Source organism: Bradyrhizobium arachidis, from assembly GCF_015291705.1.
In the GTDB taxonomy this organism is placed as follows: domain Bacteria; phylum Pseudomonadota; class Alphaproteobacteria; order Rhizobiales; family Xanthobacteraceae; genus Bradyrhizobium; species Bradyrhizobium arachidis.
On record NZ_CP030050.1, the window covers coordinates 8,940,543 to 8,966,812 of the forward strand.

Here is a 26,270-nt window from a genome sequence, read left to right on the forward strand (position 1 = left end):
GCTTAAACGCTTTGTTTGCCATTTCGGTGAATAGTCCCTCAATGAGTATGGTTAATTTTCCCTGTTGCGTTGATTGGGCACCTATATCCCGGGTGCGTGGCGTAAAGCGAAGAGTAACCCCTCAGCCCGCGGCCGTTGGAATGAAAGCTGGGGACCATGCTTGACTATAACCAGCCGATAGATCGCGCCAGGCCGGAGGCTCCGCGGCAGAAGCCGGAGGCCGGCTTCAGCGTGCTGGAGCTTTCCCATCTGCTCTGGCGCCGCAAGGTCGCGATTGCCGCGGCCGCCCTGCTCGGCGCGACGCTCGCCGTTGCCGTCGGCAAGAGCATGACGCCCCGTTACACCGCCACCGCCCAGCTCTATGTCGATCCGCGCGAGCTGCAGCTGGTCGATCGCGAGCTCACGCCGCGGGCGCAGGACGTCTCCGGCATGTCCATGGTGGTGGAGAGCCAGGCGCGCCTGATCACATCCAACAGCGTACTGCTCCAGGTGATCCAGCAGGCCGGCCTCGACAAGGATCCCGAATTCGGCGGCAGTGACGGCAAGAGCCTGATGTCGTCGCTGCTCGGCCTGATCGGCCTTCAGCCCCGCGCGCCCTCGGCCGCGGACAGCAGGGAAGTGCAGCTCGGGGCGCTCGAGGCGCTGAACAAGCACATCACCATCCGCAAGACCGAGAAGAGCTTCATCGTCGACATCGAGGTCTGGTCGACCGACCCGGCGAAGGCAGCGATGCTCGCCAACACGCTGACAAACGCCTACCTCACGGAGTCCCGCAACTCGCAGGCGTCTGCCGCACGGCGCGCCACCAACGATCTCTCCGGCCGCCTCAAGGAGCTGCGCGAGCGGCTGCGCAACGCCGAAACCACGCTCGCCACCTACAAGGCCCAGAACAATTTCGTCGGCACCCAGGACGCGTTGATCAGCGACCAGCAGCTCTCCGCCAGCAACCAGCGGCTGTCGGCAGCCCGCGCGGCGACGATGGACGCGCAGGCGCGGCTCGACCAGATCGAGGCCAGCCGGCGCACGGCGGCAGATGCCGGCGCGATCCCCGAGGCGCTGCAATCGCCGACCATCGCGAACCTGCGCGCCCAATATGCCGACGCCCGCAAGAAATACGCGGAGCAGGCCGGCGAGCTCGGCCCGCGCCATCCGGCGCTGCGCCAGACCGAGAAGCAGGTCGAGGATCTCAAGCGCACGATCAACGAGGAGATCGACCGCTTCGCCCAGTCCGCCAAGAACGATCTGACGCGCGCCCGCGACTACGAGGCCTCGCTCAACCGGGCGCTGGAAGCGCAGAAGCGGCAGAGCGTCCAGCTCAGCCAGGCCGCAGTTCGGCTGCGCGAGCTCGAGCGCGAGGCCGACGCCAGCCGCGACGTCTATCAGTCCTTCCTCAAGCGCTCGCGCGAGACCGAGGAGCAGGAGACGCTGAACACCTCGGCGGCCCGCGTCATCGGCGAAGCCACGGTGCCGCAGCGGCGCTCGTTCCCGCCGGGGATGAGCCTGTTCGCGATGATCGGCTTCATCTTCGGCGCGATCGCCGCATCGGGCTGGTTCGTCGCCGCCGAATTTCTGCTCGCCAGCGCGGCCGCACCGGTGCCGACGCCCGCCCGCCCCCAGCGCACGCCGGCGCCGGACACTGCGCGCGCACCGCAGGTCGCACGAACGCCGGAGCCTGCTCCGCCGCAGCCGGTCGCGCGCGCTCCCGACGTCGGGCACGCCCTGCCGGAACTTGCCGCGCCACCGCTGCAACCTGCGATGGCCGAAAAACCTGTGATCGAAAAGCCGCTGATCGCGCGGCTCCAGGAAGCCGATGTCATTCACACGCTCGGCGCCATCCTTGCCACCGGCGGCGGCGCCGATGTCACCCGGCTGGGCTGGCCGACGCTGCGGCCCGGCTTCCCGCTGACGAGCCTGCTCAACGCCTGGCGCGACATGCGCGCTGCCGTCGCCCGCCGCGCCGGCGGCAAGGCGATGCCGGTCATCGCGCTGGTCGGCGCCGGCGAGACCACCGGGCGGAGCGTAACAGCGCTGAATTTCGCCCTCGCGGCCGCGCGCGACGGCGTGCGCGTGCTGATGATAGATGCCGATCATCTGGCACATTCGCTCTCGAACAAGGTTGGCCGCAACGGCAAGAGCGAGCCGAGCCGGCTCGGCTGGCTCTCGAACGGCAGCAAGGCCGCGCGCGAGATCAAGACGGTCAATGGCATCTCGGTTCTGCCCGCCGCCGAAGGCGATGCCGGCAAGGCGGCTGAGGCCATCCGCAAGGCGATTGCGCAGGCGCGCTCCGCCGGCGGCTATGATCTCGTGATTCTCGACGGCCCCGTGACGCCGCTCAGCGCCGGCAGCCGCAAGCTGCTCGACGACACTGATGCGCTGGTGGCGGTGCTCCCGACCAGCCTCGACATCAACGACGGCCTTGAAGAGATTTTGAGCACGCTCGGCCGCGCCGAGCGCAAGCTCGTCGGTGTCGTGCTCGACGAGCTCACCCCCGCAACCCAAGCGCGCCAGCGAGGCAGACAATATGCTTGAGCGCCGCGTCAATCTCGACGGAAGGGCAGCCACAGCCGACGTGCCGCGCATCACCGTCGGCGGCCTGCGCATGGCCGCGCTCGACCTGGAAGCGACCGCCGACTTCATGATCGAGGCCACCGATCCCGACAAGCGCATCGGTCGTCCGCTGTTCCTGACCTCGGCAAATGGCGAAGTGCTGGCGCGCTGCTCGACCGAGCCGCAGACCGAGCGCCTGTTCCGCGCCGCCGACATGATCAATGCCGATGGTCAGCCGTTGGTGGCGGCCTCGAGGCTGCAATCCTGGTTTCCGCTGCCCGAGCGCGTCGCGACCACGGACCTGTTCCATGTCGTCGCGCGCAAGGCGGAAGCAGTCGGCCGCACCTTCTACATGTTCGGCGCCAGCGAGGTCGAGAACCTCGCCGCCGTCGAGAACGTCCAGAAGATGTATCCGGACCTCAAGATCATCGGGCGCAGCCACGGCTATCTCAAAGGCGAAGCGCTGCGCGCGAAGGTCGACGAGATCAACGCGCTCGCGCCGGATTACCTGTGGGTCGCGCTGGGCGTGCCCAACGAGCAGGCATTCGTCGAGGAATTCACGCCGCATCTCACCAATGTTGGCGTTATCAAGACGTCCGGCGGCCTGTTCAACTTCCTGTCCGGCAGCCGGGCACGCGCACCGCTCTGGATGCAGAAGATCGGGCTCGAATGGGCCTGGCGGACCTTGCTCGAGCCGCGCCGCCTGTTCTGGCGCTATTTGACCACCAACCCCCGCGCACTCTATCTTCTCTTCAGCCGCAACCGGCCGTTCAATCGCTGAGAGAAGAGTAGATTACGACATGACCGACCGACCGACCGTCCTCGTCACAGGAGGCGCGGGCTATATTGGCTCGCACGCCTGCCGCGCTCTGGCCGCCGCCGGCTATCAGCCCGTCGTTTACGACAATCTCACGACAGGTCATCGCAATTTTGTGGCCGGGCCGCTGGTGACGGGCGATCTGCTCGACGGCGCGGCGCTGGCACGCGCCTTTGCCGATCACAAGGTCACGGCGGTGATGCATTTCGCCGCCGCCAGCCTCGTCGGCGAGTCCATGACCGACCCGCAGAAATATTACATCAACAATGTCCAGGGCACGCTGTCGCTGCTGCAGGCGATGCGCAATGCGGGCTGTCATCGTATCGTGTTCTCCTCGACCGGCGCCGTCTACGGCAATGCCGATTCCAAGGAGCTGCCGGAAGACTTTCCCTGCGCGCCGATCAATCCCTATGGCGCATCGAAGTGGATGATCGAGCGCATGCTCGCCGATTATCGTTCGGCCTACGGCTTCGGTGCGTTCTGCCTGCGCTATTTCAACGCCAGCGGCGCCGATCCGGCCGGCGGCATCGGTGAGCTGCGTGACAACGAGACCCACCTCATTCCGCGCGCCATGATGGCGCTCCAGGGCCATGTCGAGTTCGCCGTGTTCGGCGACGACTACGACACGCCCGACGGCACCGCGATCCGCGACTACATCCATGTCACCGATCTCGCGGCGGCACATGTCGCCGCGCTGAAGCTGCTGGAACAGGGACATGCCGGCGGCAGCTTCAATCTCGGCACCGGCTCCGGCTTCTCGGTGCGCGAGATCCTCGACGCCATCAAGAAGGAGGCCGGGCGCGAGGTGCCGCACACCGTCAAGCCGCGCCGCGCCGGCGATCCCACTTACCTGGTCGCCGACCCCTCCGCCGCACGAAAAGTGCTGGACTTCGTGCCGCGCCACTCCGACCTCGCCACGGTGATCCGCACCGCCTGGGCCTGGCACCAGAAGGCGCATCCGCTCAAGGTCCGTTAAGCAACCGTAACATCCGTACCTTGCCTGCCGCACCTCCAGGCGGCTAGAATGCCTGTTCATGGCCGCCGTTGGCGTATCGCCGACGGCCACCAATTCAGGCGTGGCCGACGATGATGTCGGCATGCATGGCTCGCCCAATGTGCGCGAGCCGATTTTTCCGAACGCCAGTGTCGCGATCAAATCCGTACGTCGGCCTGTCATCGGATGCAGATTCTGGGAGTATCGACCGCATGCATCAGGCTGCACGCCTGGAGTTCGAGCGCGTGATGGATGAGTTCGTCCGCTGGCATGTCGTGCCCGGAGACGAACGCTCGCCCGCGCCCGCCTGGTGGTGGGGGCCAGCCATGGCCGTGGTCGACGACCGGGAGCCGATGAACGGAGCATGGTGCACAGCGCTCGGCCTGAACGAGGGCACGAGCTTCGCCGAGGGTGCACGCACGATTCTCGCGCTGTTCGTCGAGCAGACCTCGCTGACGGGACCGCAGGATTTTCCGAGCAAGGCGGAAGCCGGCGAGCACGAGGTCCGTGAGCTGCACCCGCAGCCGCTAGATGACAGCGCGTTTCAGCCCTGACGCCGCGGCGTCGCCCGAGCCCAGCTCCGGCTGGAGCGGCGGCGCGACCGGCAGCACCGTCGGCCGCAGCAGCTCTGCCATCTGCCTGGCCGGCAGCGGCTTGGAGATCAGATAGCCCTGCATCTCGTCGCAGCCATGGGTGCGCAGGAATGCCTCCTGCTCGGCGTTCTCGACGCCTTCGGCCACGACTGTCATGCCGAGCGCCTTGCCCATGCTGATGATCGCCTGCGCGATCGCCTGGTCTTCCGAGTCCTGCGGCAGGTCGCGCACGAAGGAGCGGTCGATCTTGATGGTGTCGATCGGGAAGTGTTTCATCAGCGACATCGAGGAATAGCCGGTGCCGAAATCGTCGATGGCGAGGCGGATGCCGCGGCTCTGGATGGCGTCGAGCACCTTCAGCGCGCGTCCGACATTGCGCATCATCATGCTCTCGGTAACCTCGAGCTGGAGCAGCACCGGCGACATGCCGCTCGCAGCCAGCGCCTCGTCGACGTCCTGCAACAGATGCTCGTCGGCGAACTGCCGCGGCGAGAGGTTGACCGCCATCGACAGTGGCAGGAGGCCGCGGCGCTGCCAGGCCATCGCCTGCGCGCAGGCTTCGTTCAGCACCCAGCGGCCGATCGGCACGATCAGGCCGGTTTCCTCCGCAAGCGGAATGAACTGCGCCGGCGAGACGCTGCCGAGATCGGGATGGGTCCAGCGCAGCAAGGCTTCGACACCCGTGATCTGGCCGGTCTCCATGTCGACCTTGGGCTGGTAGTTCAGCGTGAACTGCTCGCGCTCGAGCGCCCGGCGCAGCGCGCTCTCCAGCGACAACCGCTCGATCGACTGCGTCTTCACTTCCTTGGAGAAGAAGCGATAGCCGTTCTTGCCGTCTTCCTTGGCGAGATACATCGCCATGTCCGCGTTCTTGGTCAGCGTCTGCGCGTCCGAGCCGTTGGCCGGATACATCGCGATGCCGATCGACGCCGTGGTGTGGCACTCGTGGCCGGCCAGCTCCATGGGCTCGGCCAGCGCGGTCAAGAGCCCGGTCGCGATACGCTGGACGTCGTCGATCTCGCCGCACTGGTCGAGGATCACCACGAACTCGTCGCCGCCGAGGCGCGCGACGACGTCGCTGGCCCGCAGCGCGCCGCGCAGCCGGTTCGCGACTTCAAGCAGCAACAGGTCGCCCGCCTCGTGACCGAGCGAATCGTTGATGACCTTGAAGCGGTCGAGATCGATGAACAGCACCGCGAAACGGTGATCGTGCCGCTGCGCTTCGTCGATCGCCGCCCGCAACAGCCCGTTGAAGGTCTCGCGGTTCGGCAAATCGGTCAGGCTGTCATGCGAGGCGAGATATTCGATCCGCTCGTCCGCCCGGTTCTTCTCGTCGGCGCGGTCGAAATTCTCCATCGCAAAGGAGACGTTGTCGGCGAGACGCTGCAGCAGCTCGACGAATTCCGCCGTAAAGGTGGCCGATTCGGTCGACATGTAGATCATGACGCCGACGGGCTCGTCGTGCGTGATCAGCGGGAACGCCGCGCCCGACCGTGCGCCATCGCCTTCCAAGATCTGATGGAAGGCGCTGACGCGGCTGTCGTTGACGTAGTCGTTGCTGACGCAGGGCTGGCGGGTGCGGAACGCGGTGCCGCTCATGCCGCGGCCCTCCGGCCGATCGGCATCGATGGACAGACGAACGTTGCGCGTGGTCTCTGCGGACGGCCCTGCCGCCGCAACGATCGCGAGCTGATCGCTATCGGCGCTGGCCAGAGCGATCGTCGTCGAGGTGAACTTGCCGCCGGTAGAGGCGGCCTGACACACCAGCTCGAACAGCTCGCTGCGCGACTTGGCGCGCACGATGGCCTCGTTGGTGGCGCTCAGGGCCGCGAACATCCGCGTCAGGCGCTCCTTCTGCGCCTCGGTCCGCGCCCGCTCCTCCGCGCGGTCGAAATTGTCGAGCGCAAAGGAGACGTTCTCCGCAAGGCGCCCCAGCAGCTGGATCAGGTCAGGCGTGAACGTGCCTTCGTCCGGCGAAAGGAACAGGAGGACGCCGACGGCATCGGTGCCGTTTTTCAACAGGGGGAAGCAGCCGCCCGACTTCGTGCCCTGATCGCGGGCGATGCGGCGCCAATGGGTCGCGCGAACGTCGGTGAGGAGCTCGTTGGCGACGCAAGGCGCCCTGGTGCGGAACGCGGTGCCGGCGAGCCCCCGCCCTTCGACCTCGTCGGCGGACGTCGCAAAGCGCCATTTCTCGACGTGATGGCGGCATTCGCCCTTGGTGACGGCGATGTCGAGATGGCGACCGGTCGGATCGACCATGGCGATGGTGGCCGACGTGAAGGTGCCGCCGAGCACGGCGGCGTCGCAGACCGCTTCGAACAATTCGTCGCGGGTCTTGACCCGCATGATCGCTTCGTTGGTGGCGCTCAGCGCCTCCAGCATGCCGCGCAGCCGGTTGCGCTGCATCTCGGCCTTGGCCTTCTCGTCCGCGCGATCGAAATTCTCGAGCGCGAAGGCGACATTGGCCTGGAGCCGCTGCAACAGCTCGATGAATTCGGGCGTGAACGTGCCGCGTTCTGGCGAGTTGAAAAGGAAGACGCCTTCGACGCGGTCGCCGTTGAACAGCGGCAGCGCCGCGGAAGACCCGATGCCGTTGCGGCGCGCGTTGGCGGCCCAGGGTGCGATCCGGTCGTCGCACAGCACATCGTTGCTGATGCAGGGTTGCCGCGACCGGAAGGCGGTTCCGGTCAGCCCCCGTCCTTCAGGCACCTGTTCGGAGGTGGAGAACTTGAAGCTGCGGACGACGTCCGCGTTCGGCCCGTAGCACGCGGCGACTCGGAGCAGCTCGGCATCATGATCGACCAGCGCGATGGCGGCCGAGGTGAACTTGGCGCCCTTTGCCGTCGCTTCGCAGACGAGATCGAACAGCTCGGCCCGCGAGTGCGCGCGGAGGATCGCCTCATTGGTCGCGCTGAGCGCCGCATACATGCGCGCCAGGCGCTCCTCTTCCGCGGCGATCCTGGCCTTCTCGGTCTCGCGGCCGAAATTCTCGATCGCGAACGAGACGTTCTCGGCCATGCGCAGCAGCAGCGCGACGATCTCCTCGTCCTTGGCCCAGGAACGGCTGATGAAGAACAGCAGCACGCCGACACTCTCGCCGTGCCTGATCAGCGGCGCGACGACGCAGGCCGCGACCCCGGTGTTGACATTAGCCTGCTCCCAGGGCGAGCCCTTGGTGCGACTGGCGAGATCGTCCTCGACGATGGCCTTCTGCGTGCGGAACACCTCGCCGGAGAGGCCTTTGCCATAGGGATTGTCCGGATCGATCGAATAGCGCGCCTGGGTGACCAGTTGGAGATTTTCTCCGGTGGAGGCGACCGGGATCATCCAGTGCGAATCCGGCTCGCGCAGCAACACGATCGTCGCCAGCGACTTGCCGCTGTGCACGGAAGCGTCGCACACCAGCTGATATAATTCCTGCTCGGTCTTGGCCCGCAGGATGGCTTCATTGGTCGCGCTGAGCGCGCCGAACATGCGATTGAGCCGCCGCGTCGATCGATCGCTGGTTTGCCGCGCGGTCTCGCGCGCGAAATTCTCCAGTGCATAGGAAATGTTGGCCGACATGCGCTCGAACAGCGACACCATCTGCTCGTTGAGCGAGTTGGCCTCGCTGCGGGTCACATAGAGCACGCCGACGCTCTTGCCGTTGCAGAGCAGCGGCAACGCGGCAGCTGCGCCGATATGGGCGCTGGCCGCGCCGGCGCGCCACGCCAGCGACCGCGGATCGTTCAGATAGTCGTTGCTGATGCACAGCTTCTGATCGCGAAACGCCTCGCCGCCGACGCCCGCCCCCTCGGGCGTGCCGGCTTGCGTGGTGATCAGGAGCGAGCGCAGCCGCGGAATGTCGTCGCCGCAACCGGCGGCGAAACGCAGCCGCTGACCATCCGCATCCACCAGGAACACGGCGACGGCCAAAAAGTCTCCGCTCGAAAACCCGGCGTCGCAGACCTTCTGGTACAGCTCCTCCGGCGATTTCGCGTAGAGGATCGCTTCATTGATGGCGCTCAACGCCGCAAAGGTGCGCGCGAGTGTCGTCGGCACGTTCTTAGCTCCCGGGCATTTCTGCCTATTTCTCCCGGTGCCTTTATGAAGGGCGATGGCCTAAGTGGTCGTTATTGCCTGCGGCAAACCATCGATCAAAGTGAACGAGCTGCGAACGCGCGGCACTAAACTCGCGAAAATACCGCCACGCGGGACGAATCTTCGACCAAAGGCGCGCTCTCTTTACGAATTTGCAGGCCTGTATTGGTTTACGGGAGATTGATATCGCTCCCGCGCTTTGAGACGATGGCGCCCAACAAGCAGCCCATTAAGGGCACGAAAGCCGAGGGAACGCCATGCCGATCGTCAGAGCCGATCGCCTCACGCGCATCAGCGCCGCGCTGCTCCGGGCCGCCGGCGCGTTCGAGGAAGAGGCCGACGCGGTCGCCACTGGCTGCGTCAACGCCAATCTCGCCGGCCATGATTCCCACGGCGTGATAGCGGTTCCCACCTATATCGACCGCATCAAGGCCGGCCACATCGTGCCCGGCGCACCATGGACCATTGTCCAGGAGTCGCCGACCACGACCGTGATCGACGGCCATTGGGGTTTTGGTTTCCACGTCAACGCCAAGGCGATGGCGCTCACGATCGAGAAGGCGAAGACGGCGAATGTCGCCGCCTGCACAGTGTTCCGGCAGAGCCATGTCGGCCGCCTCGCCGCCTATCCCTTGATGGCGATGCGCGAGGGCATGATCGGGATCGCCACGGCGGATTCCGGCCGCTCGCCGAAGCACGTGGCGCCGTTCGGCGGCAAGGAGGCGCGGCTCGGCACCAATCCAATCTCGATCGCGGTGCCGTCCGATCTCGCGGCGCCGTTCTATCTGGACATGGCGACCTCTGCGGTCGCGGCCGGCAAGATCCAGCTCGCGGTCGCGCGCGGTGAGGAAATTCCCACCGGTTGGATCATCGACGCGGAGGGGCGGCACACCACCGACCCGACGCAATACCGCAAAGGCGGCGCGCTGCTGCCGCTCGGCGGCACCGAGGGTTACAAGGGCAGTGGCCTTGCCGCCATGGTCGAGGTGCTGTGCGGCCTGCTCACCGGTCTCGGCTTCGGCGTCGAACCCACGGGACGGCACAATGACGGATGCTTCATGGCGGTGTTCAACGTCGCCGCGTTCCGCCCGCTGACGGAATTCAAGCGCGAGGTCGCAGAATTCGCGCACTACCTGAAATCGACGCCGCCCTCCGAGGGCAGCAAGGGCGTCTACTATCCCGGCGAGATCGAAGGCATCCGCGAGCAGCAGCGCCTGCGTGACGGCATCGAGGTCGAGGATGCGACCTGGGAGAAAATGCGCGCCTTGGCGCGCGAGTACCGGCTCGACACGGTGCTCGACCTCACCTGACGCAATTTGGAGAACAGCAGCATGAATCGGCAGATGGTCCTGGTCGGCTTCCTTCAGGCGCAGAACTGCACGAACTTGCCGAGCTCCTGGCGGCATCCGGACTCGCGCGACGATTCGATGTCGGCGGATTATTACCAGGAGATCGCGAGGATCCTCGAAGCCGGCAAATTCCACATGGCTTTCTTCGACGATCGCCTGGCGATGCCGGACCGCTACGGCAACGACCATGCTCACACCGTCGAATACGGCATCCGCTGCGTGAAGATGGACCCGCTGATCGTGCTGACCACGATGGGCATGGTCACCGACAAGCTCGGCCTTGGCGCGACCTGCTCGACCACTTACTACGAGCCGTTCGACGTCGCCCGCCGCTTCGCAACGCTCGACTTGATGTCGGGCGGGCGCGCGGGCTGGAACGTCGTGACCTCGCTCAATGACGGCGAAGCGCTCAACATGGGACGCGACTCCCATCCCGAACATGATTCCCGCTACGACAAGGCCGACGAATTCATGGAGGTCGTGCTCGGCCATTGGGACACCTGGGAGGACGGCGCGATCATCATGGACAAAAAGAGCGGCCGCTTTGCCGATCCGAGCAAGGTGAAGCGGCTCGATCACAACGGGCCGGCCTTCAAGTCGCGCGGCCCGTTCACGGTGCCGCGCTCGCAGCAAGGCCACCCCGTCATCATCCAGGCCGGCGCGTCCGGCCGTGGCCAGCGCTTTGCGGGGCGATGGGGCGAGGTGATCTTCACTGCCGCGCGCAACCTCGCGGCCGCCAAGGAAGGCTATGCGTCCGTGCGCAACGAGGCCGCCAAGGCCGGCCGCGATCCCGACCAGATGTTCCTGTGCAATCTGACGACGCCGGTCTGCGCCGCGACAAAGGCCGAGGCCGAGGACAAGATGGCGCTGATCAACAAGCTGCCGCTCCAGATCGACGCGCTGTCGCTGCTCGCCGAAGCGCTCAACTACGATTTCGCGTCCAAGGATCTCGACGAGCCGCTGACGACGGAGGACTTGAAGAGCATGCAGGGCATTCTCGGCATCCGCGACGGCGTGCTGAAGACTTCCGGCAAGAGCAATCCGAGCGCGCGCGACTTCGTCACCTTCTCCGGCCGCGGCCAAGTGCATGACGCCATGGTCGGCGGCCCCAAGGAGATCGCCGACAGACTGGAGGAGATGTTCGTCGAGCGCGGCTGCGACGGCTTTGTCATCGCTGCGACCTACGTGCCCGGCTCCTATGCCGACTTCGTGCAGCATATCGTGCCGGAATTGCAGCGGCGCGGCCTGTTCCAGAAGGAGTATCGCGGCAAGACGCTGCGGGAGAACCTCGGCTTGACGCGGCCTCCCGCCGGCGCCTGGAAGGTGCAGCCGCGCGATGCCGCGGAATAACGGCGAGGACTGGACATGCGCTGGCTGAAATTCACGGCGTCCGGCAAAATCTCCTGGGGAATCGTCGAAGGCGACCAGGTGATCGCGGTCGACGGCGACCCCTTTGGCGAATGGCAGCGCAGCTCGCGCGTACATCCGCTTGGCGAGGTCAAGATCGAGCTGCCGCTGATCCCGCGGACCTTCTATTGCGTCGGGCTGAATTACCTCAAGCACCTGAAGGAGGCCGCGGACAAACGCGGCGAGGTGCCGGCTGTGCCCGACCGGCCCGAGATCGGCTATCGCGCGCAGAACGCGTTGATCGCCCACAACGAGGACGTCGTGATCCCCTCCTTCGCGACCGAGAAGATCCACTATGAAGGCGAGCTCGTCGTCGTCATCGGCAAGAAGGTGAAGCACCTCACCGAACAGAATGCGATGGATTGCGTGTTCGGCTACACCATCGGCAACGACGTCAGCGAGCGCTCCTGGCAGAAGGCCGATCGCGGCCTGTGGCGCGCGAAGAACGCCGACACGTTCAAGCCGATGGGCCCATGGATCGAGACCGAGGCCGATATTGCCAAAATGGAAACGGTCGTCCGGGTCAACGGCCAGGAGACCAACCGCTTCCATACCAACGACATGATTTTTGGTGTGGTCCCATTCCTGGTCGAGCTGACGAAATATTTTACGCTGTGGCCCGGCGATGTGATCTGGATGGGCACGGATGGCGCGTCGCCCGATATCAAGCACGGCGATGTCGTCGAGATCGACATCACCGGCATCGGAACGCTGCGGAACAGGTTTGTGCGGGAGGGGCGCTAAAGCGCGATGAGATTAGGATGAATCGTCATCGCGCTTTAGGTTGTTGTTTGAGCATGATCTTTTCGGAAAACCGCTGCGCACTTTTCCGGATCATGCTTTAGATCAGGCCGTTGTCCCCGAGCGCCCCTTCACATGGTCGATGAAGGCTCGCAGCTTCGGCATGATCTGCCGGTGGCCGGGATAGTAGAGGAATACACCCGGCGTCATCGGCGAAAATCGCTCCAGCACATGGACGAGCTTTCCTGCCGTCACGGCGCCGGTGGCCAGCGGCGCGGGCACCTGCGCAAGACCCACGCCTTCAATGGCGGCTCCGAGCATCGTGGGAAAGTCGTTGGCGATGAAAGGTCCCGAAACGACGATCTCGATCGAACGGCCGTTGTCGTCGAGCGACCATGATGCAAGCGCACCGTTCGATCGCCGCAATCGCAAACATGCGTGCTCGCGCAGATCGTCCGGGCGTTCGGGCCGGCCGCGACGGGCGAGGTAAGCCGGACTGCCGACGATGATGAGAGGCAAAGGCTTGGTCAGGCGCACCGCGACCATGTCGGGAGCGATGAACTGGCCCAACCTGATGCCGGCATCGAAACCTTCGGCTGCGAGGTCGACCAGCTCCTCGCTTGCAGCAAGCTCCACCTCGATCTCGGGAAATGCCTGGCAGAACGAGGCGATCAGCGGCTCCAGCAGGATCGGCACGACTGAGCGCGGCACGGTGAGACGCAGGAGCCCGGCCGGTCGCTGTCCGAGCTCACGTGCCGCCCCGCTTGCCGCAATGAGCTCCTCGAAGGCAGGCCTTGCGCGCGCGAGGAATCTTTCGCCGGCCTCGGTCAGACCGACGCTGCGCGTCGTGCGGATGAAGAGCGCGGCGCCGATGCGCGCCTCGAGAGCGCGCACCGCCTGACTGATGGCCGACGGCGTGACCCCGAGCTCGGTGGCCGCCCGGCGGAAACTGCGGTGCTGGGCGACGCTCAGGAACGCCTCCACACCATCGAGCGCGCCCTGCCTGACTGTGAAGTTTTGCTTCATAGCCCATCAACATTATCGCGAATAGTGCCGCGCGAAAAGCGGTCTTACATCCGGAATGCTGATGAGCCGTACCGCCGCGTGCGCCGACATCGGCGACATCACGGCGACCGCCGTGACCGGAGACATGAAGCCGATGAAGACAATCCGCAACGTCGTATTGGCACTCACCCTCACACTGACAGGTGCAACTCTCATGGTCGACCCAGCCCTTGCCCAAGCACAAGCCACCTCGCCGACAACCGGGGTCATGGTCATCCTGACCGTCAAGGCGGGCATCACACGCGAACAGGTGATGGCCGTCATGCCCGACGAAGTCAGGCAGACCGTTCAGCTCTACCTCAACGGGATGGTTCGAGAATGGTATTCGCGGTCCGACGGGCGCGGCGCTGTGTTCCTGCTGAACGTCAAGGACGTTGCCGAGGGACACGCGATCATGGACGGCCTGCCCCTCGCCAAGCAGGAGCTCGTGGACCACGAATATATCGCAGTCGGCCCGCTGATGCCGCTCCGTCTGCTCATGACAAAGCCCTGAGCGTCCGCGGAGGTCGAGCCGTTTCGATCTCACGCGACCGGACAGACAATCGCAAGGAATCCCAAAGTGCCACCGGACTTCAATCTACCGTTCGTGCTCAGCGTCGTCGGCGCTTTCCTGACAAGCGCGGTGGTGGCCGCCATCTACGTCTGGCCGGCACTCCGCGCCATGCCGCGCTACGCCGCCTTGAGACTTCTCGCAGCCTTCAACGCGTTCAGGTTCCTGGGCATGAACTTCATGGTCGCCGGGTTCGTCTCTTCGGAGTTGAGCCCGGATTTCGCCGGCCAGGTCGGCTGGGGCGATCTCATCGCCGCCACCCTCGCGCTCGTTTCGATGGCGGCACTCACCTGGCGATGGTCGATCGCCGTTCCGTTGGTCTGGATATTCAACGTCTGGGGCACGCTGGATCTTCTGAACGCCTACTACATGGGCGTGACGAAAATCCAGAATCCCGGCCTCTTCGGCGCCGGCATTTACATTCCGGCCGTTTACGTGCCGCTGCTGCTCGTCAGCCACGTTCTCGTCTTCATGATTCTGCTCAGGGGCGGGGCTGAAGCAAAAGCACCGTGACACGATCAACGGTGCCGTAGGGTGGGCAAAGGCGCTCTCGCGCCGTGCCCACCATCTTTCTGTCGCCGTGAACGAATGGCGGGCACGCTTCGCTTTGCCCACCCTACGGCACCGTGCCAGCCTCATCAGAACGGCAGCGCCACGCCGGTCTTGATCTCCTTCAGCACCACGTTGCTGCGGACGTAGCGGATGCCGGGGATGCGGAACATGAACTCGTCGAGGAAGCGGTTGTAGGCCGCCATGTCCTGCACGACGACGCGCAAATGGTAGTCGGCGTCGCCCGTGGTCGCAAAGCACTCCAGCACCTCGCGGCGCTTCGTGACCCGGGCGACAAATTCGTCGACGAACTTGGCATCGTGCCGCTCCAGCGAAACGTGGAGGATAGCGGACATCGCAAAGCCCGCCTGCTCGCGCGCGACCAGCGCCGCATAGCCGCGAATGACACCGCTCTCTTCCAGCGCACGCACCCGGCGCCAGCAGGCGGAGGTGGACATGCCGACCTCATCGGCCAACTGCTGGTTGGTGGCGCGGCCGTCCTTCTGAAGATGGGCGAGTATTCGCGTGTCCTGTTCTTCGATCATGAAAGCCTCTCAGATCGGGAACTTCTACCAAATTTGATAGCATAGCGCAAAATTCTACCGAATTTGTGATCTACGCGGGAAAAATAGGTAAGACCTACCAGCCGCCCAGGCCTAACCTTCGCTGATCGCCGCGCGAGGTCCGCCATGGACGCCATTCCGTCACTCGACAGTTACGAGCTCTCCGACCGCTACGACCGCGACGAGGGCCGCGTCTTCCTCACGGGCACGCAGGCCATCGTCCGCATTGCGCTCGACCAGATCAGGCGCGACCGTGCCGCGGGGCTCAACACCGCGGGCTTCATCTCCGGCTATCGCGGCTCGCCGCTCGGCGGCATGGATCTCGAGCTGTGGCGCATCCAGGAGCGATTGAAGCACGATGCGATCGAATTTCTCCCCGCAGTGAACGAGGACCTCGCCGCAACCGCCGTGCTTGGCTCGCAGCAGGTCGAGACGCAAGGAGACCGCGAGGTCGATGGCGTGTTCGGGCTCTGGTACGGCAAGGGCCCCGGCGTCGATCGCTCCGGCGATGCGCTCAAGCACGGCAACGCCTACGGCTCCTCGCCGCGTGGCGGCGTGCTGGTGGTCGCCGGCGACGACCATGGCTGCGTCTCCTCGTCGATGCCGCACCAGTCCGACGTCGCCTTCATGAGCTGGTTCATGCCGACGCTGCATCCGGCCAGCGTCAGCGAATATCTCGAGTTCGGCGAATATGGCTACGCGCTGAGCCGCTTCTCCGGCATGTGGGTCGGCTTCAAGGCGATCTCGGAGATCGTGGAATCAGGCGCCTCCGTCGCGCTGCGCCCGCCCCGCGCCTTTCGCCCGCCGGACTTCACGCCGCCGCCAGGCGGGCTGCACTATCGCTGGCCCGATCTGCCGGGGCCGCAGATCGAGGAGCGGCTGGAGGCGAAGAAGCACGCGGTCTACGCCTTCGCGAAGGCCAACCCGATCGATCGCCATATCTACGACATCCCCAATGCCAGCTACGGCATCGTCACTACAGGCAAGGCGCATCTCGATCTGATGGAGGCACTGCGCCTGATGGGGCTCGATGAGGCGGCCTGCCGCAGCATCGGCATCGACATCTACAAGGTCGGCATGGTCTGGCCGCTGGCGCTGCACGACGCGATGGAGTTCGTGAAGGGCAAGCGCGAAATCCTCGTGGTCGAGGAGAAACGCGGCATCATAGAGAGCCAGTTCAAGGAATATTTCTACGACTATCCCGGCACCAAGCCCGAGCGCATGGTCGGCAAGCACGACGAGCGCGGCGGGCGGCTGATCTCCTGGATCGGCGAATTGTCGCCGCGCGCGCTGGCCGGCGTGCTCGCGCGCCGGCTCGATCCGATGTTTCCCGGCCTCAACCTTGCGGCACGTGCGGCCGCCTTGATGCCGGAGGCCGCACGCACGATCACCGTCGCCGGTGCAACGCGCACGCCGTATTTCTGCTCGGGATGTCCGCACAACATTTCAACCAAGGTCCCCGAAGGCTCGAAGGCGCTGGCCGGCATCGGCTGCCATTTCATGGCGAGCTGGATGGACCGCGAGACCTCGTCGCTGATCCAGATGGGCGGCGAGGGCGTGAACTGGGCGGCATCGTCGCGATTCACCGGCAACAAGCACGTCTTCCAGAATCTCGGCGAAGGCACCTATTATCACTCCGGCTCGATGGCGATCCGCCAGGCGATCGCCGCCAAAGCCAACATCACCTACAAGATCCTGTTCAATGATGCCGTCGCAATGACCGGCGGCCAGCCGGTCGACGGCCCCATCAGCGTGCATGCCATCGCACACAGCGTCCGCGCCGAGGGCGTCGCGCGCATTGCGCTGGTCTCGGACGATCCCGCGCAGTTTGCTCCGGCGGACCTGCCGATCGGCGTCACCATCCATCCGCGCGAGGAGATGGATGCGGTCCAGCGCGAGCTGCGGGATGTCCCGGGCGTCTCGGTCCTGATCTACCAGCAGACCTGCGCCACCGAGAAGCGGCGACGCCGCAAGCGGGGGCAGCTCGCCGACCCCAAGCGCTTTGCCTATATCAACGACCTCGTCTGCGAAGGCTGCGGCGATTGCTCGGTCGAGTCCAACTGTCTCAGCGTCGAGCCGAAGGAGACGCCATTCGGCCGCAAGCGCCGGATCAACCTGTCGGCCTGCAACAAGGATTTCTCCTGCCTCAACGGCTTCTGCCCGAGCTTCGTCACCGTCGAAGGCGCGACGCGACGCAAGAAGAGTGCAAGCGAGATCGATGCGGTGGGCCGGGCCGCCACGCTTCCCCTGCCCGTCACCACAACGCTCGATCGACCCTACGATCTGCTCGTGACCGGTGTCGGCGGCACCGGCGTGATCACGGTCGGCGCGCTGATCGGCATGGCCGCGCATCTGGAACGACGCGGCGTCTCGGTGCTCGACTTCACCGGCTTTGCGCAAAAATTCGGCCCCGTGCTGAGCTATCTCCGGCTTGCCGCGTCCCCGGACGCGCTGCACCAGGTCCGCATCGACCAGGGCGCGGCCGATGCACTGATCGGCTGCGACCTCGTCGTCAGCTCCTCGCCCAAGGCATCCGGCACCTATCGCCGCGGCACCCGCGCGGTGGTCAACACGGCGGAGATGCCGACCGGCGACGTCGTGCGTTTCCGCGATGCTGATCTCGCCTCCCCCGCCCGCCTGCGCGCGATCGGCCATGTCATCGGTGAGAGCAATCTCGACACCATCAATGCCAATGCGCTGGCCGAACGGCTGCTCGGCGACGCCGTCTACGCCAACATCATCATGCTCGGCTTTGCCTGGCAGCATGGGCTGGTGCCGGTCTCGCTATCCGCACTGCTGCGCGCGATCGAGCTCAACGGCATCGCGGTCGAGCGCAACAGGCAGGCCTTTGCCTGGGGCCGCATTGCGGCTGCCGATCCGGACTTCTTGCCGGAGGCGAGCGCGACGCCGCAAGCCGAGACGCTGGACCAGATCATCGCCCGGCGCGCCGAATTCCTCACCGCCTATCAGGACGAATCTTATGCGACGCACTATCGGACAATCGTCGCAAAGGTCCGCAACGCCGAAACGGCCCTGAACAGCACGGCGCTGACCGAGGCGGTTGCCCGCGCCCTGTTCAAGCTGATGGCCTACAAGGATGAGTACGAGGTCGCGCGCCTGCATATGCAGAGCGGCTTCCGCGACGAGCTGAAGCGCGAGTTCGAGGACGGATTCAGCGTCCAGTATCACCTCGCCCCGCCGTTCCTGTCCTCCAAGCGCGATGCCCGCGGCCGTCCGCGCAAGCGCGCCTTCGGCCAGTGGATCCAGAGGCCGCTCGCCGTGTTGGCGCGATTGAAGGGATTACGCGGAACGCCGTTCGACCCGTTCGGCTACACGCATGAGCGGCGCACTGAACGGGAGCTGATCAGCTGGTATGAAGGGCTGATCGAGCGCATGCTCGGCAATCTCGACGCAGCGCGACTGTCCGACCTCGTTGTCATCGCAAAAGCGCCGATGGAAATCCGTGGCTACGGACCCGTGAAGGACGCCGCGATCGCCAAGGTGAAGCCCGAGGTCGAGCGGCTCGTTGCGAATTTGACGACATCGGTAACGCAAAAGATGCACGCCCACGATTGACGCGACACCAGTGAGGCCTCAGCCTCCAGACTTTAAGGGGCGCCTGTTGGCGCCTCCGCAATCAGGTGACGCATCATGGATTTCCACCAGTTGACCCTGAGCCAGGCCGCCGCCGACCTCCGCGCCGGAAAAGGCGCGAGCACATCACTCACGACGGAAGCTCTCACCCGTGCCAAGGCCCATGCCGATCTCAACGCCTTCGTGACTCTGGACGAGGCTGGCGCGCTGAAGGCCGCCGCCGCATTCGACGCGAGCGGCGACACCAGCAAGCCGCTCGGCGGCGTTCCCATCGTGATCAAGGACAATATCGAGGTTGCCGGACTTCCGTGCAGCGCCGGCACACCCGCGCTGAAGGACTACATTCCGAAGTCAGACGCGCCCGTGGTCGCCAGGCTGCACGCCGCAGGCGCGGTCATCATCGGCAAGACCAGCATGCACGAGCTCGCTTTCGGGGTCTCCGGCTACAACACCGCGTTCAAGACCGGCGTGGAGTACGGTGTGCGAAACGCCTATGACCGCTCGCTGATCGCCGGCGGGTCCTCGTCCGGGACCGGCGCTGCGATCGGTGCGCGGATCGTTGCGGGCGGGCTCGGCACCGACACGGGCGGATCGGTCCGGGTGCCCGGCGCGCTGAATGGATGCGCCTCGCTGCGCCCGACGATCGGTCGTTATCCGCAGCAAGGCATCGCGCCGATCTCGCACACCCGCGACACCGCTGGCCCTATGGCCGCAACCATGGCGGATGTCGCACTGCTCGACCGCGTCGTCGCCGGCGGCGACGACATCACACCGGCGGATCTGAAGCAGGTTCGCATCGGCATCGTGAAGACGATGCTGACCAATCTCGATGCCGACACCGAAGCCGCGTTCCACGCGGCGATTGCAGCCATGAAGGCGCAGGGCGTCACCATCATAGAGATCGCGATGCCGCAGCTCGCCGAGCTCAACGGCCAGGTCAGCTTTCCCGTCGCGCTGTACGAGGCCTATGACGATCTGGCCGCCTATCTCCAGCATACCGGCACCGGCCTCAGCATCGAGGCGCTGGCGAAGGACATCTCCAGCGCCGACGTCAAGGGCATCTATGATGGCTTCGTGATCCCGCGCAAACTGCCGGCTCCCGATGGCACGCTGCTCGACGCCAAGCCGCTCTATGACGCCGCGATCAAGACCGGGCGGCCGGCACTTCAGGCCCTCTACAGCGGCACGTTTGCCGGCAACAGGCTGGACGCCATCGCCTTCCCGACCACGACGCGCGTGGCGATTGCCTCCAATCCCGACTCCAGCAGCTTGGAAAATTTCGGCCTGCTCATCCAGAACACCGATCCCGGCAGCAATGCCGGCATTCCCGGTATCCAGATTCCAGTCGCGCTGGGCGCCACGAGCAAATTGCCTGTCGGGCTCGAGCTGGACGGCCCGGCAGGCAGCGATCGCCGCCTGCTTGCGATCGGCATCGCGCTCGACAGCGTATTTGGACGATTGCCGCCACCGCGTTGACGCTATCGTAGGGCGGGCAAAGCGTAAGCGTGCCGACGGCTTCCTTCGAATTCACGACGAGATCGTGGGCACGGCGCTTCGCGCCTTTGCCCACCCTACGGTTCTGCCGACACGGCGCCGTCACGCATACGGATTGACCAGCTTCTGCTGCTCGGCGCTGTGGTGCACGAGCAGGTCGATGAAAGTCCTGACCTTGGCCGACAGATGATGCCGGTGCGGATAGACCGCGTTCATCGACAGCTCGACCGGCCGATATTCCGGCAGCAACCGGATGAGCCGGCCGGCGTCGAGATCGTCCTGGACGAGAAACCCGGCCATCAGGCAGACGGCAGCCCCCTCCAGCGCCACCCTGCGCAGCGCTTCCCCGCTGTTGGTGACGAAGCTGCCGGAGATGCGCACCGCGGCCGGCGCGCCCTTGCGATCGAAGAAGCGCCACTCGTCGCCGAACGGATAGTTCAGGTGACGGCCGCAATTATGCGCGGTCAGCTCGTCGAGCCGCTGCACCCGGCCGTGCTTCTCGAGATAGTCGTGGGAGCAACACAGCACGTGACGCCAGGTGGCAAGGCTCCGCACGATCAAGCTTGAATCGGGCGGCGGGGTCATGCGCAGGGCGACATCGTAGCCTTCCTCGATGAGATCGACATCGGCCTCGCCCATGCGCAGATCGATCTTGAGCTCGGGATAGGCCAACAGCAGCTTCGCCACCACGGGCGCAACGAACGGCACCATGTGGGTCGCAACGTGGATACGCAGCGTGCCGCGGGGCACCGATTGCAGTTCGCCCGCGATGTCGTCGGCCTGTTCGATATCGGCGAGGATCTGCACGCAGCGGTCGTAATAGGCCTTGCCGATCTCGGTGAGGTTGACCTTGCGCGTGGTGCGGTGAAGCAGCCTCACCCCGAGCCGGTCTTCCAGCGCCTGAACGTGATTGCTCACCATGGTGGTCGACATGTTGAGCTTACGGGCGGCTGCGGAGAAGCCGCCGGTCTCCACCACCCGGCTGAACACTTCGAGGCTCGTCAATCGATCCATGACCGCCGATTATCCCATCTCGATCGATAATCGGAAGGAACTCACCCCGATTATCTCATCAGATCATAAACACGCCCTCATCCGCTCGCAGCTCCGTGCGGGCGCCATGGGTTAGCAGCAATCGCACGACAGACGCGGCAATCCCTCTGGGGCAGTCGCCGGCCTGCTTCGGTAGATCATTACAAGCCAGGACGACGGTGCAGACTATCCACCCTCGATGGATAATCCTTCCCGAACTTCGCAAATTATCACCTGAGCCGGAACGAACGATAGTCTCACGGAGCCGATAGGAGACTGCCATGTCCGAGATGCCCCGCACCGAAAACTTCGAGCAAGCAACTGAAATCGTTAATAATTACGCCAAGACGCCGCCGGCTCTTTCGGCCCGGAACCTGGTCCGGCGCGCGGCATTGGCTCTCGCGCTGCTCGCAGGCACGGCGGCGGTCGCCTATTATGGCCACGACTACTGGACCAACGGCCGCTACCTCGAATCCACCGACGACGCCTATGTGAAGGCCGACTCCACGATCATCGCGCCGAAGGTCTCCGGCTATATCGCCAAGGTGCTGGTCGGCGACAATGAGCGGGTCAAGGCCGGCCAATTGCTGGCGAAGATCGACGACCGCGACTTCAGGGCGGCGCTGAACCAGGCGAGAGCCGACGTCGCCGCCGGCGAAGCCTCGGTGCGCAACATCGATGCGCAGCTCGAGCTGCAGCAGCCGGTCATCGAGCAGAGCACCGCCGATGTCGCCGCCGCCGACGCCAATCTGAAGTTCGCGCAGGAGGAGCGCGCCCGCTACGACGACCTCATGAAGTCGGGCTCCGGCACGATCCAGCGCGCGCAGCAGACCGATGCGGCGCTGCGCGCCAGCAACGCGCAATTGCAGCACGCCAAATCGGGCCTCGTCGCCGCGCAGCGCAAGGTCGACGTCCTCACCACCCAGCGCGCCCAGGCCGCGGCGCAGCTCGACCGCGCCCGCGCGGTCGCGCAGCAGGCCGGGTTGAATTTGTCCTATACCGAGGTCACCGCGCCTGTCGACGGCACCGTCGGCGCGCGCAGCCTGCGCGTCGGCCAGTTCGTGCAGGCCGGCACGCAGTTGATGGCGGTGGTGCCGCTCGACGCGGTCTATGTGGTCGCGAACTTCAAGGAGACCCAGCTCACGCATGTGCGCCCCGGCCAGCCGGTCGAGCTCCGCGTCGACAGTTTCCGCAACCAGACCCTGCACGGTCATGTCGACAGCCTGTCGCCGGCGAGCGGTTTGGAATTCGCGCTGCTGCCGCCTGACAACGCCACCGGCAACTTCACCAAGATCGTGCAGCGCGTGCCGGTGAAGATCGTGCTCGACGACCACAGCCTGACCGGACTGCTCCGGCCCGGCATGTCGGCGGTGCCGACCGTCGACACCAAGCAGACGGTGCTGGCCGAGCGCAATACGGCCAGGCATCTCGCCAACAACGCGCCTCGCCCGAACGGCAGCTGAGGTGGGTTGATCGGCAGGACTATCAATTCCTGCCGGACGATGCTTCCCCAACTTCCTCGATTATCGAAACCAATCGCCTGACGCATCCTGTCTCCATACCCGAGACGAGGCTTCCATGAGCACGCTCCAACCCGCCCTCAACGCCGCCTCCGCTGCCGGCATCCCCGCTCCGGCTGCGCCTGCCGCACCAGTCATTTCCGCAAAAACCTGGATCGCGGTGATCGGCGCCACGCTCGGCGCTTTCATGGCGGTGCTGAACATCCAGATCGTCAACGCTTCGCTGGCGGACATCCAGGGCGCGATCGGCGCCGGCATCGATGACGGCGGCTGGATCTCGACCTCCTATCTGATCGCCGAGATCGTGGTGATCCCGCTGTCGGGATGGCTCGCGCAAGTGTTCTCGATCCGGATCTACCTGCTCACCAACGCGGTGCTGTTCCTGATTCTGTCGGCGGCCTGCGCGCTGGCGCAGGACCTGCCGCAGATGATCGTGCTGCGCGCCGTGCAGGGCTTTACCGGCGGCGTGCTGATCCCGATGGCGTTCACGCTGATCATCACGCTGCTGCCGCGCGCAAAGCAGCCCGTCGGCCTTGCCATGTTCGCGCTGTCGGCGACGTTCGCCCCCGCGATCGGCCCGACCATCGGCGGCTATCTCACCGAGAATCTCGGCTGGCAGTACATCTTCTACGTCAACCTCGTGCCCGGCGCGATCATGGTCGCCATGCTCTGGTATGCGCTCGAGGCCAAGCCGATGAAGCTGGCGCTGCTTCGCGAGGGCGACTGGGCCGGCATTATCACCATGGCGATCGGCCTGTCCGCGCTGCAGACCGTGCTGGAGGAAGGCAACAAGGACGATTGGTTCGGATCGCCCTTCATCGTCAAGCTCAGCGTGATCGCAGCCGTGGCACTGACCGCGTTCCTGATCATCGAGCTCACCGTGAAGAAGCCGCTGCTCAATCTGCGCCTGCTCGCGCGCCGCAATTTCGGCTTCGGCATGCTGGCGAATTTCCTGCTCGGCATCGCGCTCTACGGCTCGGTGTTCATCATGCCGCAATATCTGGCGCGCATCCAGGGCTACAATGCCGAGCAGATCGGCTTCGTGCTGGCCTGGACCGGCTTGCCGCAGCTCCTGCTGATCCCGCTGGTGCCGCGCCTGATGCAGAAGTTCGACGCGCGGATCATCATCGGCATCGGCTTCGTGCTGTTCGCTGCGTCGAACTTCATGAACATCTATATGACCAACGACTATGCCGCCGACCAGCTGCTGTGGCCGAACGTCGTTCGCGCCATCGGCCAGGCGCTGGTGATGGCGCCGCTGTCGGCGGTCGCGACGGCGGGCATCGAGGCGGAGAACGCCGGCTCGGCCTCCGGCCTGTTCAACATGATGCGCAATCTCGGCGGCGCCGTCGGCATCGCGCTGCTCCAGACCGTGCTGACCAAGCGCGAGCAGTATCACTCCAACGTGCTGATGCAGTCGGTCTCGATGTTCGAGCAGGCGACGCGGACGCGGCTGGAACAGCTCACGCAGTATTTCGTCAATCACGGCGTCCTCGACCGTGCGGATGCCGCGCATCGTGCCTATGTCGCGATCGGCCATACCGTGCAGAAGCAGGCCTTTATTCTCGCCTTCAGCGACACCTTCTATCTGCTCGGCATGGCGCTGATCGTCGCGCTCGCCGCCGTCCTGTTCCTGAAGAAGGCCGGCCAGACCTCGGCCGGCGGCGCTCACTGACCTCAATCCAGCAAGCAAGGAGAACGACCATGAAACCCCGCATGAACTTCTACCAGGCCGCCCCCGAGACGATGAAAGCGCTGATGGCGCTGGAGGAACAGATCCAGTCGACGGGCCTCGAGAAATCGCTGATCGAGCTCGTCAAGATCCGGGCCTCGCAGATCAACGGCTGCGCCTTCTGCATCAACATGCACACCGAAGACGCCCGCAAGCGTGGCGAGACCGAGCAGCGCATCTATCTGCTCAACGCCTGGCGGGAGTCCCCGTTCTACAGCGACCGCGAGCGCGCCGCGCTGGCCTGGACTGAAGCCGTGACGCTGATCTCCGAGACGCACGCGCCTGACGAGACTTACGATCAGGTCCGCGCGCAATTCTCCGACGCGGAGACGGTGAACCTGACCATGCTGATCGGCGCCATCAACGCCTGGAATAGGCTGGCAATCGCGTTCCGCGCGGTGCACCCGGTGAAGGTGAAGGCGTCGGTGGCGTAGGCCACAAGGACAAATCTCGTAGGGTGGGCAAAGGCGCACTTGCGCCGTGCCCACGCCTTCTCACGCATCCGCGGGAATGGTGGGCACGCTTCGCTTTGCCCACCCTACGATAGCTACGATAGCGGAGTATGCGGCCTAAACCGCCGTCGCCTTGGCGAACTCCACATAGATCTCGCGCAACCGCGTGGCCATCGGGCCGGGCTTGCCGTCACCGACCTTCTTGCCGTCGATGGCGACGACCGGCTGCACGAACAGCGAAGCCGACGTCGCGAACGCCTCCTTCGCGGCCAGCGCCTCTTCCACCGTGAACGACCGCTCCTCGACGCGGAGCTGGCGCTCCTCGGCGAGTGCGACGACCGCCTTGCGGGTGCAGCCCGGCAGGATGGCGTTGGAGTTCTTGCGGGTGACGATGACGTCGTCCTTGGTCAGGATGAACGCCGAGGACGAGCCGCCTTCGGTGACGTAGCCGTCCTGCAGCATCCAGGCTTCGCCGGCACCGGCTTCGGCCGCGGCCTGCTTCGCCAGCACCTGCGCCAGCAGCGCCACGCTCTTGATGTCGCGGCGCTCCCAGCGGATGTCGGGCACCGTGATCACGTTGATGCCGGTCTTGGCCGAGGCGGCGTTGATGATGTCCTTCTCGGAGGTGAACATCACCAGGCTCGACTTGACGTCGCCCTTCGGAAAGGCGAAGTCGCGGCCCTTGTCGGCGCCGCGCGTGACCTGGAGGTAGACGAGGCCGTTCTCGACCTTGTTGCGCGCGATCAGCTCCTTCTGCAGCTCGGTGATGCGCTCGACGGTCTCCGGAAGCTTCAGCTTGATCTCGCCGACCGACCGCTCCAGCCGCGCCAGATGCGAGGCGTTGTCCACCAGCTTGCCGTCGAGCACCGCCGAGACCTCGTAGATGCCGTCGGCAAACAGGAAGCCGCGATCGAGGATCGAGACCTTGGCGTCCGAGAGCGGGACGAATGAACCGTTGACGTAGGCGATCGAGTCCAAGGCGGGTCTCCTGGCGGGAAAGGGGGATTTGGCGCGCTTATAACCGAAATGGTGGCGCCAATCACCCTCGTTTCGTCATTCCGGGGCATTCGCAAAGCGAATGAGCCCGGAATCCATAACCACCATCGGGAGTATGGATCCAGGGCTCGCGCTACGCGCGCCCCGGGATGACGGCGAATTCAATTCTGGCGCGTCCCGGAATGACGGAGA

Annotated in this window: 19 protein-coding genes; 14 read left to right on the forward strand and 5 right to left on the reverse strand. The window is 65.2% G+C overall.

Annotated features, from left to right (window positions below):
* Nucleotides 1–156: 156 nt before the first annotated feature.
* The 4 genes from WN72_RS42275 (at nt 157) to WN72_RS42290 (ending at nt 4,912) form a co-directional block, all read left to right on the forward strand.
* Entirely contained in the window at nt 157–2,529 is a 2,373-nt protein-coding gene (locus WN72_RS42275) for an exopolysaccharide transport family protein (RefSeq protein WP_092215781.1), read from the forward strand.
* Nucleotides 2,522–3,328 carry a WecB/TagA/CpsF family glycosyltransferase gene (locus tag WN72_RS42280; RefSeq protein ID WP_027563152.1) on the forward strand — a complete coding sequence of 269 codons (807 nt, stop codon included), beginning with the start codon at nt 2,522–2,524 and terminating at the stop codon, nt 3,326–3,328. Before WN72_RS42275 ends, WN72_RS42280 begins: the two co-directional genes overlap by 8 nt.
* Before the next feature lie 19 nt (nt 3,329–3,347).
* Entirely contained in the window at nt 3,348–4,340 is a 993-nt protein-coding gene (gene galE, locus WN72_RS42285; protein WP_027563153.1) for a UDP-glucose 4-epimerase GalE, read from the forward strand.
* A 230-nt stretch (nt 4,341–4,570) separates the two neighbouring features.
* Nucleotides 4,571–4,912 (forward strand): hypothetical protein, encoded by a 342-nt coding sequence (locus WN72_RS42290; RefSeq protein WP_092215780.1) that lies wholly within the window; start codon nt 4,571–4,573, stop codon nt 4,910–4,912.
* Here WN72_RS42290 and WN72_RS42295 read toward each other — a convergent pair.
* Complete coding sequence (locus WN72_RS42295; RefSeq protein ID WP_167380787.1) at nt 4,886–8,995, reverse strand: bifunctional diguanylate cyclase/phosphodiesterase; 4,110 nt, start codon at nt 8,993–8,995, stop codon at nt 4,886–4,888. The genes WN72_RS42290 and WN72_RS42295 overlap by 27 nt on opposite strands.
* Nucleotides 8,996–9,291: 296 nt before the next feature.
* Between WN72_RS42295 and WN72_RS42300 the strand changes: the two genes are divergently transcribed.
* From WN72_RS42300 to WN72_RS42310, 3 genes are read left to right on the forward strand one after another with little or no spacing between them, the layout of a single operon-like run.
* Nucleotides 9,292–10,344 carry an Ldh family oxidoreductase gene (locus WN72_RS42300; RefSeq protein ID WP_092215775.1) on the forward strand — a complete coding sequence of 351 codons (1,053 nt, stop codon included), beginning with the start codon at nt 9,292–9,294 and terminating at the stop codon, nt 10,342–10,344.
* 21 nt (nt 10,345–10,365) lie between these two features.
* Complete coding sequence (locus WN72_RS42305; RefSeq protein ID WP_027563157.1) at nt 10,366–11,733, forward strand: LLM class flavin-dependent oxidoreductase; 1,368 nt, start codon at nt 10,366–10,368, stop codon at nt 11,731–11,733.
* Nucleotides 11,734–11,748: 15 nt separating this feature from the next.
* Nucleotides 11,749–12,534 (forward strand): fumarylacetoacetate hydrolase family protein, encoded by a 786-nt coding sequence (locus WN72_RS42310; RefSeq protein WP_027563158.1) that lies wholly within the window; start codon nt 11,749–11,751, stop codon nt 12,532–12,534.
* Nucleotides 12,535–12,636: 102 nt separating this feature from the next.
* On the opposite strand, the gene WN72_RS42315 is transcribed toward WN72_RS42310, so the two are convergent.
* Entirely contained in the window at nt 12,637–13,557 is a 921-nt protein-coding gene (locus tag WN72_RS42315; RefSeq protein WP_027563159.1) for a LysR family transcriptional regulator, read from the reverse strand.
* A 61-nt stretch (nt 13,558–13,618) separates the two neighbouring features.
* Between WN72_RS42315 and WN72_RS47350 the strand changes: the two genes are divergently transcribed.
* Complete coding sequence (locus WN72_RS47350) at nt 13,619–14,089, forward strand: hypothetical protein (RefSeq protein WP_092215836.1); 471 nt, start codon at nt 13,619–13,621, stop codon at nt 14,087–14,089.
* Between the two features lie 66 nt (nt 14,090–14,155).
* Complete coding sequence (locus WN72_RS42325; RefSeq protein WP_092215773.1) at nt 14,156–14,659, forward strand: hypothetical protein; 504 nt, start codon at nt 14,156–14,158, stop codon at nt 14,657–14,659.
* Nucleotides 14,660–14,784: 125 nt separating this feature from the next.
* Here WN72_RS42325 and WN72_RS42330 read toward each other — a convergent pair whose 3' ends face one another.
* Nucleotides 14,785–15,240, reverse strand: coding sequence for an Lrp/AsnC family transcriptional regulator (locus tag WN72_RS42330; protein ID WP_027563162.1), 456 nt, complete (start codon nt 15,238–15,240; stop codon nt 14,785–14,787).
* Between the two features lie 144 nt (nt 15,241–15,384).
* Between WN72_RS42330 and WN72_RS42335 the strand changes: the two genes are divergently transcribed.
* Complete coding sequence (locus WN72_RS42335; RefSeq protein WP_092215769.1) at nt 15,385–18,834, forward strand: indolepyruvate ferredoxin oxidoreductase family protein; 3,450 nt, start codon at nt 15,385–15,387, stop codon at nt 18,832–18,834.
* A gap of 75 nt (nt 18,835–18,909) precedes the next feature.
* Nucleotides 18,910–20,328 carry an indoleacetamide hydrolase gene (gene iaaH / locus WN72_RS42340; protein ID WP_092215767.1) on the forward strand — a complete coding sequence of 473 codons (1,419 nt, stop codon included), beginning with the start codon at nt 18,910–18,912 and terminating at the stop codon, nt 20,326–20,328.
* Between the two features lie 120 nt (nt 20,329–20,448).
* Here the strand turns inward: iaaH and WN72_RS42345 are convergent, their stop codons facing one another.
* The gene (locus tag WN72_RS42345) at nt 20,449–21,360 is read right to left on the reverse strand and encodes a LysR family transcriptional regulator (RefSeq protein WP_092215765.1); all 912 of its coding nucleotides are present in this window, start codon (nt 21,358–21,360) and stop codon (nt 20,449–20,451) included.
* Between the two features lie 299 nt (nt 21,361–21,659).
* On the opposite strand from WN72_RS42345, the gene WN72_RS42350 reads away from it, so the two are divergent.
* The 3 genes from WN72_RS42350 to WN72_RS42360 all read left to right on the forward strand — a co-directional run bounded on the left by WN72_RS42350 (nt 21,660) and on the right by WN72_RS42360 (nt 25,064).
* The gene (locus WN72_RS42350; protein ID WP_092215764.1) at nt 21,660–22,841 is read left to right on the forward strand and encodes an HlyD family secretion protein; all 1,182 of its coding nucleotides are present in this window, start codon (nt 21,660–21,662) and stop codon (nt 22,839–22,841) included.
* 115 nt (nt 22,842–22,956) lie between these two features.
* Nucleotides 22,957–24,573 (forward strand): MDR family MFS transporter, encoded by a 1,617-nt coding sequence (locus WN72_RS42355; protein ID WP_092215761.1) that lies wholly within the window; start codon nt 22,957–22,959, stop codon nt 24,571–24,573.
* Between the two features lie 29 nt (nt 24,574–24,602).
* The gene (locus WN72_RS42360) at nt 24,603–25,064 is read left to right on the forward strand and encodes a carboxymuconolactone decarboxylase family protein (RefSeq protein ID WP_092215759.1); all 462 of its coding nucleotides are present in this window, start codon (nt 24,603–24,605) and stop codon (nt 25,062–25,064) included.
* 135 nt (nt 25,065–25,199) lie between these two features.
* Here the strand turns inward: WN72_RS42360 and WN72_RS42365 are convergent, their stop codons facing one another.
* Entirely contained in the window at nt 25,200–26,060 is an 861-nt protein-coding gene (locus tag WN72_RS42365) for a D-amino-acid transaminase (protein ID WP_027562973.1), read from the reverse strand.
* Between the last annotated feature and the right edge of the window lie 210 nt (nt 26,061–26,270).

Bases quoted from the DNA above. Each gene is read 5' to 3' on its own strand.
- WN72_RS42345 (WP_092215765.1), bottom strand. From the start codon at position 21,360: ATGGATCGATTGACGAGCCTCGAAGTGTTCAGCCGGGTGGTGGAGACC.
- WN72_RS42305 (WP_027563157.1), top strand. From the start codon at position 10,366: ATGAATCGGCAGATGGTCCTGGTCGGCTTCCTTCAGGCGCAGAACTGC.
- iaaH (WP_092215767.1), top strand. From the start codon at position 18,910: ATGGATTTCCACCAGTTGACCCTGAGCCAGGCCGCCGCCGACCTCCGC.
- WN72_RS42280 (WP_027563152.1), top strand. From the start codon at position 2,522: ATGCTTGAGCGCCGCGTCAATCTCGACGGAAGGGCAGCCACAGCCGAC.
- WN72_RS42300 (WP_092215775.1), top strand. From the start codon at position 9,292: ATGCCGATCGTCAGAGCCGATCGCCTCACGCGCATCAGCGCCGCGCTG.
- WN72_RS42330 (WP_027563162.1), bottom strand. From the start codon at position 15,240: ATGATCGAAGAACAGGACACGCGAATACTCGCCCATCTTCAGAAGGAC.
- WN72_RS42350 (WP_092215764.1), top strand. From the start codon at position 21,660: ATGTCCGAGATGCCCCGCACCGAAAACTTCGAGCAAGCAACTGAAATC.
- WN72_RS42275 (WP_092215781.1), top strand. From the start codon at position 157: ATGCTTGACTATAACCAGCCGATAGATCGCGCCAGGCCGGAGGCTCCG.
- WN72_RS42360 (WP_092215759.1), top strand. From the start codon at position 24,603: ATGAAACCCCGCATGAACTTCTACCAGGCCGCCCCCGAGACGATGAAA.
- WN72_RS42310 (WP_027563158.1), top strand. From the start codon at position 11,749: ATGCGCTGGCTGAAATTCACGGCGTCCGGCAAAATCTCCTGGGGAATC.
- WN72_RS42335 (WP_092215769.1), top strand. From the start codon at position 15,385: ATGGACGCCATTCCGTCACTCGACAGTTACGAGCTCTCCGACCGCTAC.
- WN72_RS42315 (WP_027563159.1), bottom strand. From the start codon at position 13,557: ATGAAGCAAAACTTCACAGTCAGGCAGGGCGCGCTCGATGGTGTGGAG.
- galE (WP_027563153.1), top strand. From the start codon at position 3,348: ATGACCGACCGACCGACCGTCCTCGTCACAGGAGGCGCGGGCTATATT.
- WN72_RS42290 (WP_092215780.1), top strand. From the start codon at position 4,571: ATGCATCAGGCTGCACGCCTGGAGTTCGAGCGCGTGATGGATGAGTTC.
- WN72_RS42355 (WP_092215761.1), top strand. From the start codon at position 22,957: ATGAGCACGCTCCAACCCGCCCTCAACGCCGCCTCCGCTGCCGGCATC.
- WN72_RS47350 (WP_092215836.1), top strand. From the start codon at position 13,619: ATGAGCCGTACCGCCGCGTGCGCCGACATCGGCGACATCACGGCGACC.